Source organism: Halalkaliarchaeum sp. AArc-GB (genome assembly GCF_031432225.1).
In the GTDB taxonomy this organism is placed as follows: domain Archaea; phylum Halobacteriota; class Halobacteria; order Halobacteriales; family Haloferacaceae; genus Halalkaliarchaeum.
The window spans coordinates 189,616-206,134 of the sequence record NZ_JAVKGM010000001.1 but is presented as its reverse complement, the minus strand read 5'-3'; the positions used below and the strand labels follow the sequence as shown (position 1 = coordinate 206,134).

The 16,519-nt window shown below is 63.4% G+C and carries 16 protein-coding genes; 9 read left to right on the top strand and 7 right to left on the bottom strand.

Features of this window, described 5'->3' with window-relative positions; translation table 11 throughout:
- Positions 1–92: 92 nt before the first annotated feature.
- The 6 genes from RH858_RS01070 to RH858_RS01045 all read right to left on the bottom strand — a co-directional run bounded on the left by RH858_RS01070 (position 93) and on the right by RH858_RS01045 (position 6,447).
- A complete protein-coding gene (locus RH858_RS01070; RefSeq protein ID WP_259533341.1) occupies positions 93–737 on the bottom strand; it encodes a molecular chaperone TorD family protein in 645 nt (214 codons plus the stop codon).
- Positions 730–1,728 (bottom strand): cytochrome b/b6 domain-containing protein, encoded by a 999-nt coding sequence (locus RH858_RS01065; RefSeq protein ID WP_259533340.1) that lies wholly within the window; start codon positions 1,726–1,728, stop codon positions 730–732. Before RH858_RS01065 ends, RH858_RS01070 begins: the two co-directional genes overlap by 8 nt.
- On the bottom strand, positions 1,728–2,048 hold the full coding sequence (locus tag RH858_RS01060) for a hypothetical protein (protein ID WP_259533338.1): 321 nt from the start codon (positions 2,046–2,048) through the stop codon (positions 1,728–1,730). The genes RH858_RS01065 and RH858_RS01060 overlap by 1 nt, the downstream gene beginning before the upstream one ends.
- Before the next feature lie 18 nt (positions 2,049–2,066).
- Positions 2,067–2,630 carry a 4Fe-4S dicluster domain-containing protein gene (locus RH858_RS01055; RefSeq protein WP_259533336.1) on the bottom strand — a complete coding sequence of 188 codons (564 nt, stop codon included), beginning with the start codon at positions 2,628–2,630 and terminating at the stop codon, positions 2,067–2,069.
- A gap of 6 nt (positions 2,631–2,636) precedes the next feature.
- Positions 2,637–5,564: a molybdopterin-dependent oxidoreductase gene (locus tag RH858_RS01050; RefSeq protein ID WP_259533335.1), complete on the bottom strand. Its 2,928-nt coding sequence runs from the start codon at positions 5,562–5,564 to the stop codon at positions 2,637–2,639.
- Positions 5,565–5,880: 316 nt separating this feature from the next.
- Positions 5,881–6,447 carry a helix-turn-helix domain-containing protein gene (locus RH858_RS01045; RefSeq protein WP_259533334.1) on the bottom strand — a complete coding sequence of 189 codons (567 nt, stop codon included), beginning with the start codon at positions 6,445–6,447 and terminating at the stop codon, positions 5,881–5,883.
- Between the two features lie 137 nt (positions 6,448–6,584).
- Here RH858_RS01045 and RH858_RS01040 point away from each other — a divergent pair, with 137 nt between their 5' ends.
- From RH858_RS01040 to RH858_RS01030, 3 genes are all read left to right on the top strand, one after another.
- Positions 6,585–7,841: a transposase gene (locus RH858_RS01040; protein ID WP_259533333.1), complete on the top strand. Its 1,257-nt coding sequence runs from the start codon at positions 6,585–6,587 to the stop codon at positions 7,839–7,841.
- 115 nt (positions 7,842–7,956) lie between these two features.
- Positions 7,957–8,532, top strand: coding sequence for a DUF1684 domain-containing protein (locus RH858_RS01035; protein ID WP_259533332.1), 576 nt, complete (start codon positions 7,957–7,959; stop codon positions 8,530–8,532).
- A gap of 95 nt (positions 8,533–8,627) precedes the next feature.
- On the top strand, positions 8,628–10,103 hold the full coding sequence (locus RH858_RS01030; protein WP_310560966.1) for an FAD-dependent oxidoreductase: 1,476 nt from the start codon (positions 8,628–8,630) through the stop codon (positions 10,101–10,103).
- Between the two features lie 10 nt (positions 10,104–10,113).
- On the opposite strand, the gene glmU is transcribed toward RH858_RS01030, so the two are convergent.
- Positions 10,114–11,298 (bottom strand): bifunctional sugar-1-phosphate nucleotidylyltransferase/acetyltransferase, encoded by a 1,185-nt coding sequence (gene glmU, locus RH858_RS01025; protein WP_259533329.1) that lies wholly within the window; start codon positions 11,296–11,298, stop codon positions 10,114–10,116.
- Between the two features lie 396 nt (positions 11,299–11,694).
- On the opposite strand from glmU, the gene RH858_RS01020 reads away from it, so the two are divergent.
- From RH858_RS01020 to RH858_RS00995, 6 genes are all read left to right on the top strand, one after another.
- Positions 11,695–12,510 (top strand): CDP-alcohol phosphatidyltransferase family protein, encoded by an 816-nt coding sequence (locus RH858_RS01020; protein ID WP_259533328.1) that lies wholly within the window; start codon positions 11,695–11,697, stop codon positions 12,508–12,510.
- An 89-nt stretch (positions 12,511–12,599) separates the two neighbouring features.
- Complete coding sequence (locus RH858_RS01015) at positions 12,600–13,106, top strand: VTT domain-containing protein (RefSeq protein ID WP_259533327.1); 507 nt, start codon at positions 12,600–12,602, stop codon at positions 13,104–13,106.
- A gap of 60 nt (positions 13,107–13,166) precedes the next feature.
- A complete protein-coding gene (locus RH858_RS01010) occupies positions 13,167–13,562 on the top strand; it encodes a prefoldin subunit beta (protein ID WP_259536425.1) in 396 nt (131 codons plus the stop codon).
- Positions 13,563–13,566: 4 nt separating this feature from the next.
- Positions 13,567–13,869 carry a DUF3194 domain-containing protein gene (locus tag RH858_RS01005; RefSeq protein WP_259533326.1) on the top strand — a complete coding sequence of 101 codons (303 nt, stop codon included), beginning with the start codon at positions 13,567–13,569 and terminating at the stop codon, positions 13,867–13,869.
- A gap of 67 nt (positions 13,870–13,936) precedes the next feature.
- Positions 13,937–14,791, top strand: a complete 855-nt coding sequence (locus tag RH858_RS01000; RefSeq protein ID WP_310560965.1) for a PspA/IM30 family protein — start codon at positions 13,937–13,939, stop codon at positions 14,789–14,791.
- A gap of 41 nt (positions 14,792–14,832) precedes the next feature.
- Entirely contained in the window at positions 14,833–16,422 is a 1,590-nt protein-coding gene (locus RH858_RS00995) for a hypothetical protein (RefSeq protein WP_310560964.1), read from the top strand.
- The last annotated feature ends 97 nt before the right edge of the window (positions 16,423–16,519 follow it).

Below are 16,519 nucleotides of genomic sequence, written 5' to 3'. Positions count from 1 at the left end.
GCTGTGCGATCGGGGGCCACGGACACAGCGTGCAGCGATTCGACTGACGGAACAAGAAGGCGGGGAAAAACCCCGGATCGCCACCGGGAGGGCTACGGGTTCGAACTGGATTCGAGGCCGACCTCGAACCGTTCCGCGTCGAACCGCACCAGCCCGTCCAAAACGTCGGCGATCGCGCGGTAAAACTGACTGTCTGCCGAATCGCGAAGGTCTGCAGCCAGTTCCGGAAGCCACCAGCCGTGATCCCGGAGGAACAGTCGCTTGTCGTCGGGGCTCTCCCCTTCCCGTCGACTCAACACCGAAAGCGCCGCGAGTTCGACGGCGGCGTGGTCGGCCTCCTCCTTGAGGTCCTCACTCGGTTGGATACCGAGGCCGGCGTAAGTGCCCTTCACCGCCGCCAGCGGTTCACCCAGATAGTCGTCGGCGTAGTACGACTCGTGGACCTGGAGACTCGGTCGGGGACCGACAAACAGCCGGGTGTGTTCCCGCTCGAGCTCCGCCGCCGCCTCGGCCGGAGCCTCGACCCCGTCAGCCCACTCCCGGAGGGAACCGAACCCCTCACGGAGCGCTCCGGGTGGGAGTCCATCCGGCTCGGGAATCGCCCCGGCCTGGAACTCCTCGATGGCTGCCGCGGACGGTGGATCCGCCAGGACGCCCGAGACGAACCGGTACAGTTCCGAAAGCGTCTCGCCGGTGTCGGGTTCCCGGTCTCGAGGGGCGTTCGTCGGTTCAGACATCGTACTCACCCCGGAGCCGTTTGCCTATTCCGTAGATGATCGCGGCGCTCCCGCCGAGAACCATCAGAACGGCGACGTTCAGTCCGATGAAGTAGACGACGCCGGTCACCCCCTGTGCGAGGACGTCTCCCGACACTGCGAGCAGGTAATCGCGGGTCGGTAGCGGCGAGAACACGGCGGCAAACAGCGTCGCCGTCACGACCACCGCAAAGAACACGAGCAACGCGAAGGTGATCCCGGCCAGCGTTTTCTTGGAGGGAGCTGCGGTCTCGGCGTGGCCCGGAAGCTCGCCGAGCTTCTTTTTGACCCACGCCGGCCAGTGATGCGCCGCGCGGTCGACGGAGACGTCGCCGGAGAACATCGTCTCGTTGAACGGATACTTCTCTTTGACGTTCACGATGTAGAGGTGGAACGCGATCCCCATCAGGAACGTCAGCGCGAAGATAAGGTGGATGTCCCGAGCGATAAGGAGCATGAAGTCCGCCAGCGGCTCGTGACCGCCGAGCAGTGCCCGGAACTCGGGTGAAACGAACAGCCCCCTGTACCAGAGCAGCAGGCCGGTGAGGCTTATAAGCGTGAGTTCGGTAACGATCACGCCGACTTCGGCCTTCTGGAGCCAGCCGTACTTGTCCGCCTCGGGTTTGTTCGCTCTCCCCCCCAGATACTTCCCGTACTGTACCGCCTCACGGGCGTCCTCGAGGGTCGGCACCGCCGGGATGCCAGCGCGTCCGGAAAGAACTCCGAGCAGGAGATACGACACGTAGTAGATACCCACCAGAATGAGCGCGACGCCGGCAATAATGTGCAACAGCACCACGTTACCGTAGCCGAAGATCGCAAAGAGCCATCCGAGGTGCTCGCTGAAAGTGATCGGCAGCCCCGTCAGATACAGGAAGAATATCGACAGGGCCGCGGTCGCGTGGACGTACACCTGAACGTCCGAAAAGCGATTGATCCGTCCGAACGCGCCGGAGTCGGTTTCGGTTGCCATTATTCGAGCACCTCCTTCCAGGTCGCGAACGCGAGCACCGAGATGAAGACCGCGACGAAGACGATGTAGGCACCCATGGTCGCCCGAACCGCCAACCAGAGACCGGCGTACTGGTTGTACACGGAGTCGCCGCCCGCAATGGCGGCGCTGCCGGCGACGCGAAGCGTCTCCCCGGTCTCGAGGGGTACCGCGATCGCGTCGAGTGCGAACAGCACGACGGCAACTACCACTACTGTGAGGACCGCCGCGATCTGCGAGCGGTACTGGGCGATCGTGCCCGAGATCCCGCCGCCGTCGACGTCGATTGTTTGACTGGCCATGGTTGCGGTCAGTGACGGTTACAGCGACCCGCCGAACACGACGTCACCGAGGTCTCCCCGGAACATATCCGCGCTTCGGTCACCCCGGAGCTCCTGTGCGATCTCCGATGGCGTTCCGTACGCCAGCGCGTCCGTCGCACACTGGTCGAAGCAGACCGGGTTTTCGTCCTCCTCGATCCGCTCGACGCAGCCGGTACACTTGTCCATCGTCCCGGCGTTGCCCGTCGATTCGATCTCGTCGGGGAACTGGGTTGCACCGAACGGACACGCCCAGGCACAGTACGAACAGCCGATGCAGTCGTCCTTCTCGACCTGAACCAGTCCGTGCTCGTCACGATAAATCGCGTCAGTGGGGCACACCTCCTTACACGGTGCCTCCGCACAGTGGTAACAGGACATCGGGACGCTGGTTTCGCCCGCACTGAACCGGCCACCTCCCGTTCCTTCGTTGTGGGTGACGACCGCGATGCGGTCGTTGTTGTCCGAGAGGTCCCACTCGTCTTTACATGCGACGTTGCAGGCGCCGCAGTCGATACAGGCTCCCACCTTGGGAATCACTCTAAGGGGTGTGTTTGCGCTCATTGGAGATCACCTCTTTTTGAATCCGCGCTGCTTCTGGTAGGCTTGCTGCTTCTCCGGAAGCTCCGGAATCTCGTCGGCGCTCGCCGGCTCGAGGCCACACAGGGTCACCTTCGTCGCCTGCATGTTGGTGACGGCGTCGTAGCCGACCGACGTCCCGATGTTCGCCGAATCGCCGATCACGAGCGGTTCCGTTCCCTCGGGATACCGGTCGGTGTAGGACTCGCCTTCGAACAGGCCGCCCCAGTGGAACGGGAGGAACACCTCCTCGTCGTTCACGCGTTCGGTGACGCGAGCCTGCACGAGCATCCGTCCGGGATCGGTCTTTACCCAGATCCACTCGCCGGTGTCGACGTTCAGCTCGTTCGCGACGTTCGGGTGGATCTCGGCGTACATCATGGGTGCGCGGTTCGCGGTGCCCATCGTGTTCCGCGTGGTGTAGCCGCCGCCCTGGTGTTCCACCTGCCGGCCAGTGGTGAGGACGAACTCGAAGTCGTCGACCAGGTCCCGGCGTTCCTCCTGTGCGCCGCGGTTGTCGAGGTCCAGGCGGTAGAAGTCCTCCTGGCGCTCGTAGTTGGGGTACTCGTCGATTAGGTCCTTCCGGGGCGTCTCGACCGGTTCCCGGTGTTTTGGCACGTCGTCAGGGAGGTTCCAGGCACGGGCACGGGCACGACCGCGACCGGTCGGTGGGTCGGGCTGTTCGTTGTCGAACTCGGCGAACTCCGCGGCGTCGACTCCGTCGACCGCCTGTGCGGCGTCGTACACCGAGTGATCCTCGCTGAGCGCGTATTCGATCGGGGTCGTCGGAGCGGCGGGTGTCGTTCCGTCCGGCAGCTCCGTCGCGTACCCAGGGTACTGCGGGACGCCCTCGATCTCGCCGTCCCACCAGTCGGGATCGTAGCTGTTCCGGAGGAGGGTCTCGCCGTCCGGGGCCTCCGTCCCCCACCGGGCACGGAAGTCGAGCCCGCCCTCGGCAGGATGCACGCTGTCGCGGTAGAGGATCGTAGTTCCGGGGTGATCTTCGTGCCAGCAGGGCCACGGCAGCCCGAAGTACTCCCCGTGGAGGTCGTGGCTCTCGGTGACTTCCGCCTGGAGCGTCTCCGAGCTGAACACGTGGCTGTTCTCCATGTGGGCCTTGATACGCTCGGGTGTCTGACCGATCTGACCGATCGAGCGCATGCCGAGGTTGTACTCGTCGGTCACCTCCTCGACTGCGTCGTAGTCGAAGTGCTCGGCGAAGCCGAGTCGCTCGGCCAGGTCGGTGAGCATGTCGAAGTCGGTCCTGGAGTTGTGCCGCGGCGTCACCGCCTGGTAGCGCCACTGCACCGAGCGGTTCGTCGCCGTAACGCTGCCTTCACCTTCCTGTCGTGTTGCAGCCGGCAGCAGGATGATCCCGTCGTCTCGGTCCGCAAGCGTTCCCGACAGGCCAGGGAAGGGGTCGACGCCGACGACCAGATCGACGTTCTCGAGGCCCTGTTTAACCCGCTTCATCTCGCTGAGGGAGTTCAGCGAGTGACCCCACACCATCACGGCCTTCACTGGGTTGGGCTGGTAGAGACCACCCTTCCGTTCGTCGTCCTCGAGGGCGCCCTCGAACCAGCGGCTCACCGTGAGACCGTTCTTATTCATCAGGTCCTGGCTGTGGAAGTGATCCGCCAGGAGTTCCTCGCGGGTGATGGTCCCGCTGGTGCTCGGCGTTTCCGACCAGACGTTCGTCCAGTGATCCCACGCACCGTCGTCGAGACCGTAGTAGCCCGGGAGCGTGTGCGAGAGAATGCACATGTCCGTCGCACCCTGGACGTTGTCGTGGCCCCTCACCGGGTTATTCCCGCCGCCGACCTGTCCCGAATCGCCCAGCGTCAAGTTGAGGATCGCGTACGACCGGATGTTCTGCGTGCCGGTGGTGTGTTGGGTCGACCCCATCGACCACTCCACTGTACTGACGTCGGAGTCGACGAGCGTCTCCGCGACGTCTTTGATGTCTTCGACGTCGACCCACGTGATGTCCGAAACCGTCTCGAGGTCGTAGTCGGCGACGTTTTCTTTGACTTCCTCCCAGCCGTAGACGCGGTCCGCGAGGAATTCCTCGTCGTGGGCCTCGAGGTTGTAGATGATGTGATAGAGGAGACCGTTGATGAACGCGACGTCCGTTCCGGGCCGGAATCGGACGTACTCGTCGGCGTGAGCCGCGGTCTTGGTGAACCGCGGTTCGGCGACGATCACGTCCCCGCCGTTCTGACGCGCCTGCTGGATGTACCGCATCATCACCGGATGCGACTCCGCGGGGTTGTGTCCGATGATGAGGTTGGCGTCGGCGTGTTGAACGTCGTTTGCCGACTGGGTCATCGCGCCAAAGCCCCAGGTGTTCGCCAGTCCGGCGACCGTCGTCGAGTGGCAGATCCGCGCCTGGTGGTCGACGTTGTTGGTGCCGTAAAAGGCCGCGAGCTTCCGGAACAGGTACGCCTCCTCGTTGCTGATCTTCGCCGACCCCATCCACATCGTGCTGTCGGGCCCGTACTCCTCGCGGATTCGGAGTAGCTCGTCGGCGATTTCGTCCATCGCCTCATCCCACGAGAGGGTCACCCACTCGCCGTCAACCTTTTTGACCGGCTCCTTGAGCCGTCGCGGCGAGTTTACGGTCTGGGCCTGGCTTGCACCCTTCGAACAGAGTCCGCCCTGGTTGATCGGATGGTCCTTCCAGGCCTGTTGACCGACGACCGTGTCGTCTTTGACCTCCATTTTCAGTCCACACCCGACCGCACAGTGTGAACAGATCGTCTTCACCAGTTCTGTCTCCCCCTCCTCGTCGGCGTCTTCCTCGGCTTTCCCGGGTTCGACGAGCGTTCGCCCGCCGACGAGTCCAGCAAGCGCGGCGGCCCCTCCGAGCTTGAGGACTCCCCGGCGTTCGATGTCGAACTGTGACGGTGTCGTACTCATTGGTGCATCTCCACGCAGACGTACACGATTGCTGTTCTTAGTTCCAGCCGGGGAGCCCACGTACCTTAGAATAATGGGAAAAGTTAAGCACCAAATTTAATACCATAGACTAGATAAGCCTGAACAAGTTCCGACCTTTATTATGGGGTGTCTATCTCCATGTTCGGCATAACGATCCGTTGTGACTGGGACTTCGTCCGCGAGGAACTATGACGGAAAAATCGGACTCATACTGATTATTCTCGGCCGTAACCGGACGATCGGCCCACCGAGTGGCCGATCGCCCGGTAAATCGCTACAATAATCAGTATCAGGCTCACTCCACGTCCGACGAGTCGGTCCCGTCGGCGTCGGTCTGCTCTGCGAGCACCGACTGGATGAGCTTCGATTCGCTCGCGCGGAGGCGCTGTGAGACGGCGGACTTCGAGACGTCGAGTTCGTCGCTTATCGCCTCGAGATCCGTCTCCCGGGGCGTCTCGTAGTAGCCGCGTTCGAACGCCAGTTCGATCGCCTTTTGCTGTTTTTCGGTGAGTTCGTCCAGATCCACGATCGCGAGTGAGGAGTGGGCCCCCGCGTCGCTGATCCGGTTGATCTCGAATGGAACGTCCGACTGGACGAGCGATCGAAGCACGTCGTGAAGCGTCGGTCGATCGGGGACCTGCAAGGAGAGGTGGATACCGCCTTCGGGGTCGATGTTGTGACGTCCCCTGGCGTCGGTGGCGTCGGCGGTCGGCTGGCTGTCGTCACCGCAACACTCGGAACCCGCATCAGTCTGTTGACTGCTCTCGGTACATCGCTGATTGTGTCCTCCGTCCTCGTTCATGTGGTAGTAAATCGATCCGATCTGTTCTGGAAGGCAACCGACGTACAGTACCGGAGACATGGTAATAGACTTTCATCTTCACATGGTTGTTTTTTATCAGCGGGCAAGGCGAATACCCCGAGGCTTGACCTCGGGGATGAAGCCGACAACTCGTGATACAAACCATTAAGTCAATAGTTCCTAATCGAGAGACAGCGATGGAACACAGTCACCGCTACCACGCCCACCCGACACAAGAGGTAGCGGAGCGACTGGAACACCATCTCGACGTTCATCGCCAACTCTACAACCACGTCCGCTGGGACTACGAGAACAGTCCAGAGGACGATAAGCCGAGTGAGTACGACCAGAACAACAAACTCCCCGAGTGGAAGCGCAAGTGGCCAGTGTTCGGTGAACTACATTCGAAGGCCGCGCAAGCCACCGTCGCACGCTTCCATCGGAACCTCTCGAACCTCAAAAAGAAGAAAGAGAAGGGGTACAACGTTGGTCGGCTCAAGAGGCAAGCACCCACAGAGTACCGGAGTGTGACGTACACCCAGTCTGGTTTCGACCTCGATGAAAAGAGGGGCCGCGACAGGTATGCTTACGTCCGCTTCAGCAAAATCGGCTGGGTGAAAATCCGTTACCATCGCCCAATCCCAGACCACGCCACCATCAAAGAAGTCACGTTCAAAAAGGAGACGACCGGCGAATGGTTCGTCTCTTTCGGACTCGAAACTGATGCGGCTGACCTGCCCGAGAAAACCGACGTAGACTCGCTGGACGCGAGCAACAGCGTCGGTATCGACCTCGGCATCCTCAACTACATCCACACCTCGGACGGCAAGACCGTGGATTGGCTTGACCTCGAAGACGAGTACGAACGACTTCGGCGTGAGCAACGGAAGTTGTCTCGAAAGGAGAAAGGCTCGAACAACCACGAGAAACAACGCCGGGAAGTGGCGAAGGTCAAGCGTCACATCAAGCGGAAGGTTCTGGACTACCAGCACAAGATAACGACGTGGCTCGTCCGCGAGTACGACGCTGTATTCGTCGAGGACTTGGACGTGAAAGAGATGCTCGAACAGTCGCATAATACTCGGAACAAGCAGGATGCTGCGTGGCGACAATTCATCACGCTCCTCGAATACAAAGGCGACCTCTACGGCACGCACGTCGTGCAGGTGGAGGCTCGGGGCACAACCAAGGAGTGTGCGTCGTGTGGTGTGGAAACAGCGAAGCCCATCTGGGTACGTGAGCATTCGTGCCCGTCGTGTGGGTTTGAGTGTGACCGTGATACGAACGCGGCGATGAATGTTCTCAAGAGAGGCTTTTCTGAATTAGGGCTGGGATGGCCCGAATCCACGCCTGTGGAGACTGCGCTCCCTACGGACACCACTTCGGTGTCTGCAAAGCGCGTCGTAGAAACAGGAAGCCTCGGGGTCGTTCGAGAGAGCGAAGCTCTCTCATGATGACGAGAATCTTCGATTCTCGAACCACTTGATCCCGAGGCGATTCACCATTGCGTGTCTTTACTTGAACCCCCCATTTATTGTACTGCAAGAACAATACCGGTCCAGACGACCGATGACCGCCGACACGGACGCGCACTGGGAGGAGCAAACCGAAGAACAGCGCCGACAGCGGGAACGGTACTTCAGGGAGCATCCCCAGTCGCCGCTTCCCGAGGAAACATTCGCAGGGTTAGCATACTACCCGATACGCGAGAACTACCGGTTCGTCGTTCCTCTCGAGGAACACGACGATCCCGAACTGATCACCGTCGAGACGACGGCAGATGGGGAACAGCAGTACCACAGACACGGCGAATTCTCCGTCGAACTGGAGGGCACGGAGATCACGCTACAGGCCTATCGACCCCCCGAATCGGATCGGCTGTGGGTGCCGTTCCGTGACGAGACGAACGGTGACGAGACGTACGGCGCGGGGCGATACCTCGATCTCGACCCGGAGTCACACGAGAGGGAGGACGGCTGGATCCTCGATTTCAACGCCGCGTACAATCCCACCTGCGCGTACAACACCGCATACGAATGTCCGTTGATCCCGATGGAAAACTGGCTCGACGTCCGGATCGAGGCCGGCGAGAAAGACTACCCCGGCGAACCCGTCGATCCACACGGTCACAACCAGCAACGCTAAGGCGTAGGAACTGCGCTTCGGGTCAATCCCTCTCCGATCGTCCTGTATTGTATATACACCACAATACTTTATGGCGGGGAGACGAATCCTCTGGTATGGACGACACCACAGCCGAGGTACCCGGAGCAGCCGACGAAAACCCGGTCGTCATCGTCGGCGGCGACGCTGCGGGGATGAGCGCCGCGAGCAAACTCAAGCGGGAACGGCCGGACCGAGAGGTGATCGTCTTCGAGAAAGGGGACTGGGTGTCGTATGGAGCCTGCGGGCTGCCGTATTATATAAAAGGCGAGGTGGAGTCGCTCGACGACCTGGTGTCGATTCCGCCGGAGAAGTTCAGATCGGAGCGTGGGATCGACCTCCGGACGAACCACGAGGTCATCGAGATCGATCCCGACGACCGGACCGTCACCGTCGAACCACTGGGCAACGAGGACACTGAAACGTTCGTCCAGCCCTACGGCGAGCTTCTCATCGCAACAGGGGCTAGGGCGGTGGAACCGCCGTTCTCGGGGATGGATCTCGACGGCGTCTTCACCCTCCACGAGATGGACGCCGCACGCGAAATCCGAACGTACCTCGGCCTCGAGACCGGCGACGAGCCAGATCACGACGCTGTCGCGATCGTCGGTGGGGGGTACGTCGGCATCGAGATGGCAGAGGCGTTCGCCCACCACGGGCTGGGGGTACACCTCTTCGAGATGCTCCCACACGTTCTCCAGCCGTTCGGTAGCGACGCCGCGGAAGTCGTCGAGGACCACCTCCGTGAACAGGGAATCCGGCTCCACCTCAATACGGGCGTCGACGGCTTCCTGCCCCGCTCGGCAGTAGAGACCGACGCCGGGGACGCCGACGACGGGTTCGGCAATGGCGACGCGATCGGTGCAGTCGAGGCCGGGGAAGATCGCTTCCCGGTGGATCTCGCGCTCGTCGGCGTCGGCGTGGTTCCGAACGTCGAGATCGCCGAGAAGGCAGGAATTGAGACCGGCCCTACGGGTGCGATCGCGACCGACGAGCACGGGAAGACGAACGTCGAAGGCGTGTACGCGGCTGGCGACTGTGCGGAGGCCCGCCACGTCGTCACCGGGGAGCCGGACCACGTTCCCCTCGCGTTGACGGCGAACCGGGCGGGTCGTGCAATCGGGTCGACGCTCGCTGGCGATGCAACCGCCGTGGGCAAGATCGCCGGCACGGCCGTGCTGAAAGCGTTCGACCTCGAAGTGGCCCGCACCGGCGTGATCGACCCCGAACGGGCGCGATCCAGCGGGTTCGATCCCGTGTCAGTGACGATATCGGCACCCACGCGGGCTCACTACTACCCCGGTGGCGCCGAGTTGCAGGTCACGATGGTCGCGGACGCGACGACGAACCGGGTGCTCGGGGCGAGCATGGTCGGCGAGGAAGGCGCAGCAAAGCGGATCGATACCGTGGCGACTGCACTGTCCGCCGGACTGACGGTTCCGGAGCTCGAGCAACTAGATCTGTCGTACGCGCCGCCGTTCAGTCCGGTGTGGGATCCGGTGTTGACCGCCGCAAAAGTGCTCGCCGGAAAACTGGAGCCGGACGAAGACTGATTGCGACCGCTCACCGGTCTTTGAGGACGTTCTCGCCGGGTGTCGTCGTTGCGCCTTCCGAGAGAACCACCCCGGCATTGATGCTGGTGTCGATCGCCGTTTTGACGTCGTCCCCGCAGACGACACCGAACTTCCGTCGACCGGTCGAGATACGGTCCCCTTTGACGGTCACGCGAACGTCCTCGCCGTCGTGACGCAGGTTGGCGACCGTCGTTCCGGCGCCGAAGTTGACGTCCCGGCCGATCACGCTGTCTCCGACGTACGTCAAGTGGCCGGCGGTCGCCCCCGACATCAGGACGCTGTTTTTGATCTCGACGGCGTGGCCGACGTGGGCACCGGCGCCGATGGCAGTCGCACCGCGGACGTACGCGTTCGGGCCGACAGTCGCGTCCGGCCCGACGTACACCGGCCCTTCGAGGGTCACACCCTCCCGGATTTCGGCACCCCGGGCGACGAACACCTGACCCGACAGCGTGGCGTCGGGACTCACCTCGCCGCGTTGCACGTCGTCGATCTCTTCGAGCTTCCACTCGTTGGCTTCGAGAAGCTCCCACGGGCGGCCGACGTCGAGCCAGCGCCTCACCGTCACTGAACGAACGTCCGTCGACTCGCAGGTCCGCTCGAGGACATCCGTGAGTTCGAGCTCGCCTCGTTTGCTCTCGCCCACGTCGAGCCACCCTAGCGCTGTCTCGGGGAAGACGTACGCGCCGGCGTTGATCAGGTTCGACGGCGGATCGTCGGGCTTCTCGATGACGCCCGTCACCTGCTCCCCGTCGAGAAGCAACACGCCGTAACTCGTGGGGTCCTCGACGCGGTAGCTCGCGACCGCAGGGCCGCCGCCGTACAGACGAGACAGCGAGTCGACGTCGTAAAGGCTGTCTCCGTTGAGCACGACGAACGGCTCCTCGTCGAGCGAGGATGCCGCCTGCGCGACTGCGTCGGCGGTCCCACGCTGGGTCGGCTGCTCGGCGTACGCGATCGGCACACCGCGGTAGCTGTCGCCGAACTGGTCCCGTATCAGATCGCCGCGATAGCCGACGACGATCACGAGCCGACTCGCACCTGCCTCGACTGCGGCGTCGACGGTGTGTTCCACGAGCGGCGATCCGGCGACCGGAAGCATCGGTTTCGGGCGGCTCTCGGTCAGCGGACGCATCCGCGTTCCCTTCCCGGCGGCGAGGACGACCGTCTGCATGGGCCAACCACGTGGGGCCGACCTCAAAGCGGTTGCGGCTCCGGGGTGTCTGTCGGCCTGGGAGGCCGGATACAACAGCTAACAACCTGTCGAGAGTTCCCATTGTTTCGGTGGTCGAGATCGTGATTTTCGGCCGAGACCACCCAAAATAATACGTCAGATGGTTCCGTAGTGCCGACTGCGATGCCGGAATGCAGGAACTGTGGTTCGTTCGTCACGGAGCGATACGTCCGAGTGTTTGCGCCGCCGCATTACGACGACGTCCGCGTGTGTCCCTCCTGTGAAGACAAGGTACGGGACGGTGCAAACGTTCGCGAGGCGCGCTCGAAACGTGTGTGAACTTCCCCCAAACACAGACGACCGCATACTCAAGTCGGACCAAACCGTTTCACGACCGTGAACACGCCGACGCGCGTCGCAGCCGAGAGCGCGCACGCCAGGCTTCGACAGCATACCGCGGCCTGGTTTCTGACGGCGGGAATCGCGACCGGAGGCGTGGGCGCTCTCGGGGCGGTCAGGAGTGGGTTCGGCGCCACCTGGCTCGGCTGGGCCGCGATCGCGCTTGTCGTCCTCGCAGTCGAGTACCGACTGGTCGTCGTCCGCCTCCCCGCGAACCACCGTCCGGACGCCGAGGGACTTTCACCGAATCTGGGTGCGGCGAACCTCCTTACACTTCTTCGGGGCATTCTGATCGCGTGGACTGCCGGGTTCCTCGCGTTCGGAGGGGGGTGGCTCTCGACGGTCGGGTGGTTCCCAGCAGTGTGCTACGGCGTAGCCGCGTTGCTGGACGCGGGGGACGGCGCACTCGCTCGACATCGCGGACGGATTACGGCGCTTGGAGCACAACTGGACACGGAGTATGACGCGCTCGGAATCCTGGTCGCGACCGTCGTCGGCGTGTTCGGCGGCGCAATTCCGGCGTGGTACCTCTCTGTCGGGTTCGCCCGCTACGCGTTTGTCGGCGGCGTCCGCCTGCGGCGGCTCCGTGGCCTGCCCGTGTACGAACTCCCCGAGAGGACGCCCGCGCGACTGCTCGCCGGCGCCCAGATGGCGTTTCTGGCGGCCGCACTGTCGCCGATTCTCGGAACCGACGCCGTCGCCGTCGGCGTCGTGATCGTCGGCGTTCCGTTCCTGCTCGGCTTCCTGCGGGACTGGCTTCACGTTTCGGGACGGCATCCGGGACTCGACCAGTCGAAGATGGACGGCCGTTGAAAACCCCTGATTGCCAGATCTACCCGTGTCAGGCAGTCTCCTGCACGATTCGACAGAAGGCCCATATACGCTCGCAGCCAAAGCCGAACGTGTTCACACTCGCAGCCGAACTCACCACAGCGTTCGTCGTCCGCTACGGGCTGGGAGTGCTGTTTCTCGTTTTCGCACTGGAAGGAGCGCTGGTGGGGAAGTTGATCCCGACGCGAGCGATTCTCGTCGCGTCCGTGCTCGTCCTCGGTACGAGTCTCTTCGAGCTGCTGCCTGTGGCGGCCGCCGCGATACTGGGGGCAACCGCCGGACAGCTCCTGCTTTTCGGGCTCGTCAGGTACGCCGGAATGGAGTACGACACGCTTTCGGGAACGGGACTGAAGGAAAGCCACCTCCGGCGTGCCGAGCGCTGGTTCGACCGGTGGGGGCTGCCCGCCGTCGCGGTCTCGAACACCCTCCCGGTCGCGCGCGGATCGATGACGATTCCCGCGGCCGCGTCCCGGCAGTCGGCTGCGGGGTTTTCGGTCGTCTCGCTGGCTGGAACCGCCGTCTACGTCGGAGCGCTTGTGGCGATCGCCGAGGGGATCGCGGTCGCGCTTCCCCTCTGACGGAAACAAAAACGGGGCTTTTTCAGTGCGGGCCGCTTCGCTCCGTCCATGCAGGGTAATCTGCCGCCGGAGGCGCAGGAGAAACTCGAAGAGCTACAGGACCTTCAAGAGACCGCACAGAAGGTCGCACAGCAGAAAGGACAGGCCGAAACGGCCCTCAACGATGCACAGACCGCACTCGACGCGCTCGAGGACGTCGACGAGGACGCCGGAATGTACCGCGAAGTCGGCGAGATCCTGGTCGAGACCGACTACGAGTCGGCCTCCGACGATCTCGAAGAGAAGGTCGACAGCCTCGAAGTTCGCGTCGAGCAGCTGAACAAACAGGAAGAGCGCGTCCAGCAGCAGTTCGAGAGCCTGCAGGAAGAACTCCAGCAGCTCCTGCAGGGCGGCGCGGGCGGCGGTCCGGCCGGCGGTATGGGCGGACCGGGCGGTCCCGGCGCCGGCGGCGCGTAAACCGATGTCCGAAGACGCGAACGGTTCGGACGATCTCTCGGACGCAAACACCGCAGCCGATGGCGGTGGCCCGACCGACGCGGAAGTCGTCGAAACCGCGGCGGAAGCCGCCGAGGAGGTCGTCTTCGAGAACTACCGACAGTCGGAGGTCGTCGATCTCGACGTGACGGTCACGTTCGAGGACGGCGTTCTGGAGGTGGACGTCTACCTGAACGTTCCCGACGACGCCGACCCGGACCCCGAGGCCGTCGTCGACGAGGCGGCCAGAGCGGCCCAGGACGCGGTCGACGAACTGTTCGCCGACTGAGCCGGGCCGGTCCGACCGTTCTCTCCGACCTGCTGGGTTTTAAGACCTACAGAGCCAACTGTGGGCTATGGGAATCCTCTCGCGTATGTCGTACGTGGTCCGGTCGAAGATCAACGCCCTCCTGAATCGGGCCGAGGATCCGACGGAAACTCTCGACTACTCCTACGAGCAGATGCGCGACGAACTCCAGCAGGTGAAACAGGGGATCGCGGATCTCACCACCCAGAAAAAGCGCCTCGAGATCCAGAAGCGCCGGCTCGAGGAGAACGTCGAGAAGCACAACCAGCAGGCGCGACAGGCCGTCGAACAGGACAGGGACGACCTCGCCCGCAAGGCCCTCGAGAAGAAGAAATCCAAGATGCAACAGATCGAGGACCTGGAGGGACAGATCGCCGAGCTCGAGGGAACACAGGAGAACCTCGTCGAGAAGAAAAACGAGCTACAGAACCGCATCGAGGAGTTCCGGACGAAAAAAGAGACCATGAAGGCGCGCTACGAGGCCGCCGAGGCCTCCTCGCGGGTCTCCTCGGCGATGAGCGGCGTGGGCGACGAGATGGAAGACGTCGGCCGGGCGATCGAACGCGCAGAAGAGCGAACCGACGAGATGGAGGCCCGGGCGGCCGCGATGGACGAACTCCAGGAGACGGGCGCGTTCGACGACGCTCTGTCGGACAAAGACGCCATCGACCGGGAGCTCGAGTCGCTCTCGACGGACAGCGAGGTCGACGCGGAGCTGGAAACCATCAAAACCGAGATGGGCAAAGAGACGGCGGCGGAGCCGGAGGAGCCGTCGGACGTCGACGTCGACGCCGAGATCGAGGGGATCGAGTCCGAACTCGCCGAAAACGATCTCGAGGCCGAACTCGACGACTCCGAGGTCGAGTCCGAACTCGCAGACCTGAAGGACGACGAGGAGAACTGAGAGGCGTTCGCGTCGCCAGAGAGTAACCCCATTCCAGTTCGATGACGCCCGACGAGTACGCCGCAGCCGTCCACGAATCCCTCGCACCGGAAACCCGGCGAGAGTTCGACGACCGGGTCGAAACTCAGGCCGACGCCGTCGCCGCCGATCTGGCCGCCGGGCGGCTCGACAACGCGGACTTCTCGGTCGGCCTCGAACTCGAGGCGTACGTGACAACTTCTGACGGAACGCTCACTCGAGTTCCGACGGAGCTTTTCGGCGCCGACGGCACGAACCCGGAGCTGGGCGTCCACAACCTGGAGCTAAACACCGAGCCGGACGTGCTCGATGGGCCGGGAATGCGTCGACAGGCCCGACGCCTCCGGGAGCTGGTGTCGACCGCCCGGGAACTGCTTCCCGACGACCGTCGACTCGCACTGGACTCGATGTGGACCGTCCCGCCGGCCGAGGGTACTCGTCCGTATCTCTCGTCGGGGATCGAACACGACGGCGTCTTCCTCTCACAGAACATGCACGCCGACGCCCGATACTACGCCCTGGACAACGAGGTCCGGAACCGGGCCGACGGCGAGATCGAACTGTCGGTCCCGGGTGTCGACCTGACCGTTCCGTCGATTCTGATCGAGTCGCTGACGGCGTCGATACAGCCGCACCTCCAGGTGCCAAACGCGTCGTCGTTCCCCCGGTATCACGACCTCGCGATTCGGACGCTCGGGCCGGTGCTCTCGCTTGCAACGAACTCCCCGTTCCTACCGGCCGACTGCTACCGGCCGCTCGAGGACTCCTCGGCGGTCGAACGCCTCCTAGCGGCTGCACCTCACGAACACCGGATACCCGTCTTCGAAGACGCGATCAACGCCGGGCTCGCTGGCGAGAAACGGAAAGTGCGGGTGCCAAACGACCTGGAACGTCTCGATCGCCTCCCCGCCAGGGTGGTCGCCGACGTCACGTACGCCCCCCATCTGTACGACGACCTCCCGGCAGCCAGCGCCGCGACAGCCGAACAGTCGGTTCCATACGCCGACCGGATCCCCGAATACCGTCACAAGCGCGGGACGTACTGGCGGTGGGTCCGTGGCGTCGTCGGCGGGGACGTCCCGACCGGCGCAGACGGAGAGCCGACCGATCCCGGGAACGACACGGCGTCGCTCAGGCTCGAATACCGCCCGCTGCCGACCCAGCCGACGGTCCGGGACACCGTCGCATTCCAGGCGCTCGTGGTCGGACTGTTGCGGGGACTCGTCATCGAGGATCACCCGCTGGGGGAACTCCCCTGGAGTGACGCGAGAGACGCGTTCTACGCCGCCGTCGACGACGGTCCCGAGGCGGAGCTGTCGTGGGTCGCCGCCGACGGGACGTACACTGAAAACCGGCGGCACATCCGTCAGGAGCTGCTCGAATACGCCCGTCGCGGCCTCGCAGCCTCGGGGACCGACGGGACGACCGTCGACTGGCTGCTCGACCCGATCGAAGCCCGTGTGCGGTTGGGAACCACGCCGAGTTCCTGGCAACGAGACCGAGTGCTGTCTCGGGTTCGCGGCGGGGAGACACTCCCGGAAGCGATTCGGGGGACGAAACGGAGATATCTCGACCGCGCCGCAGCCTCGGAGTCGTTTGCAGACTGGCTGTGAGATGGGGGAATACCGCCCGTCTCCCTGGCGGATCTCTGTCTCTCGGGGATTCCGCACGAACCGATCCAGTTGGAACAGGATAGCACAAACTGACATT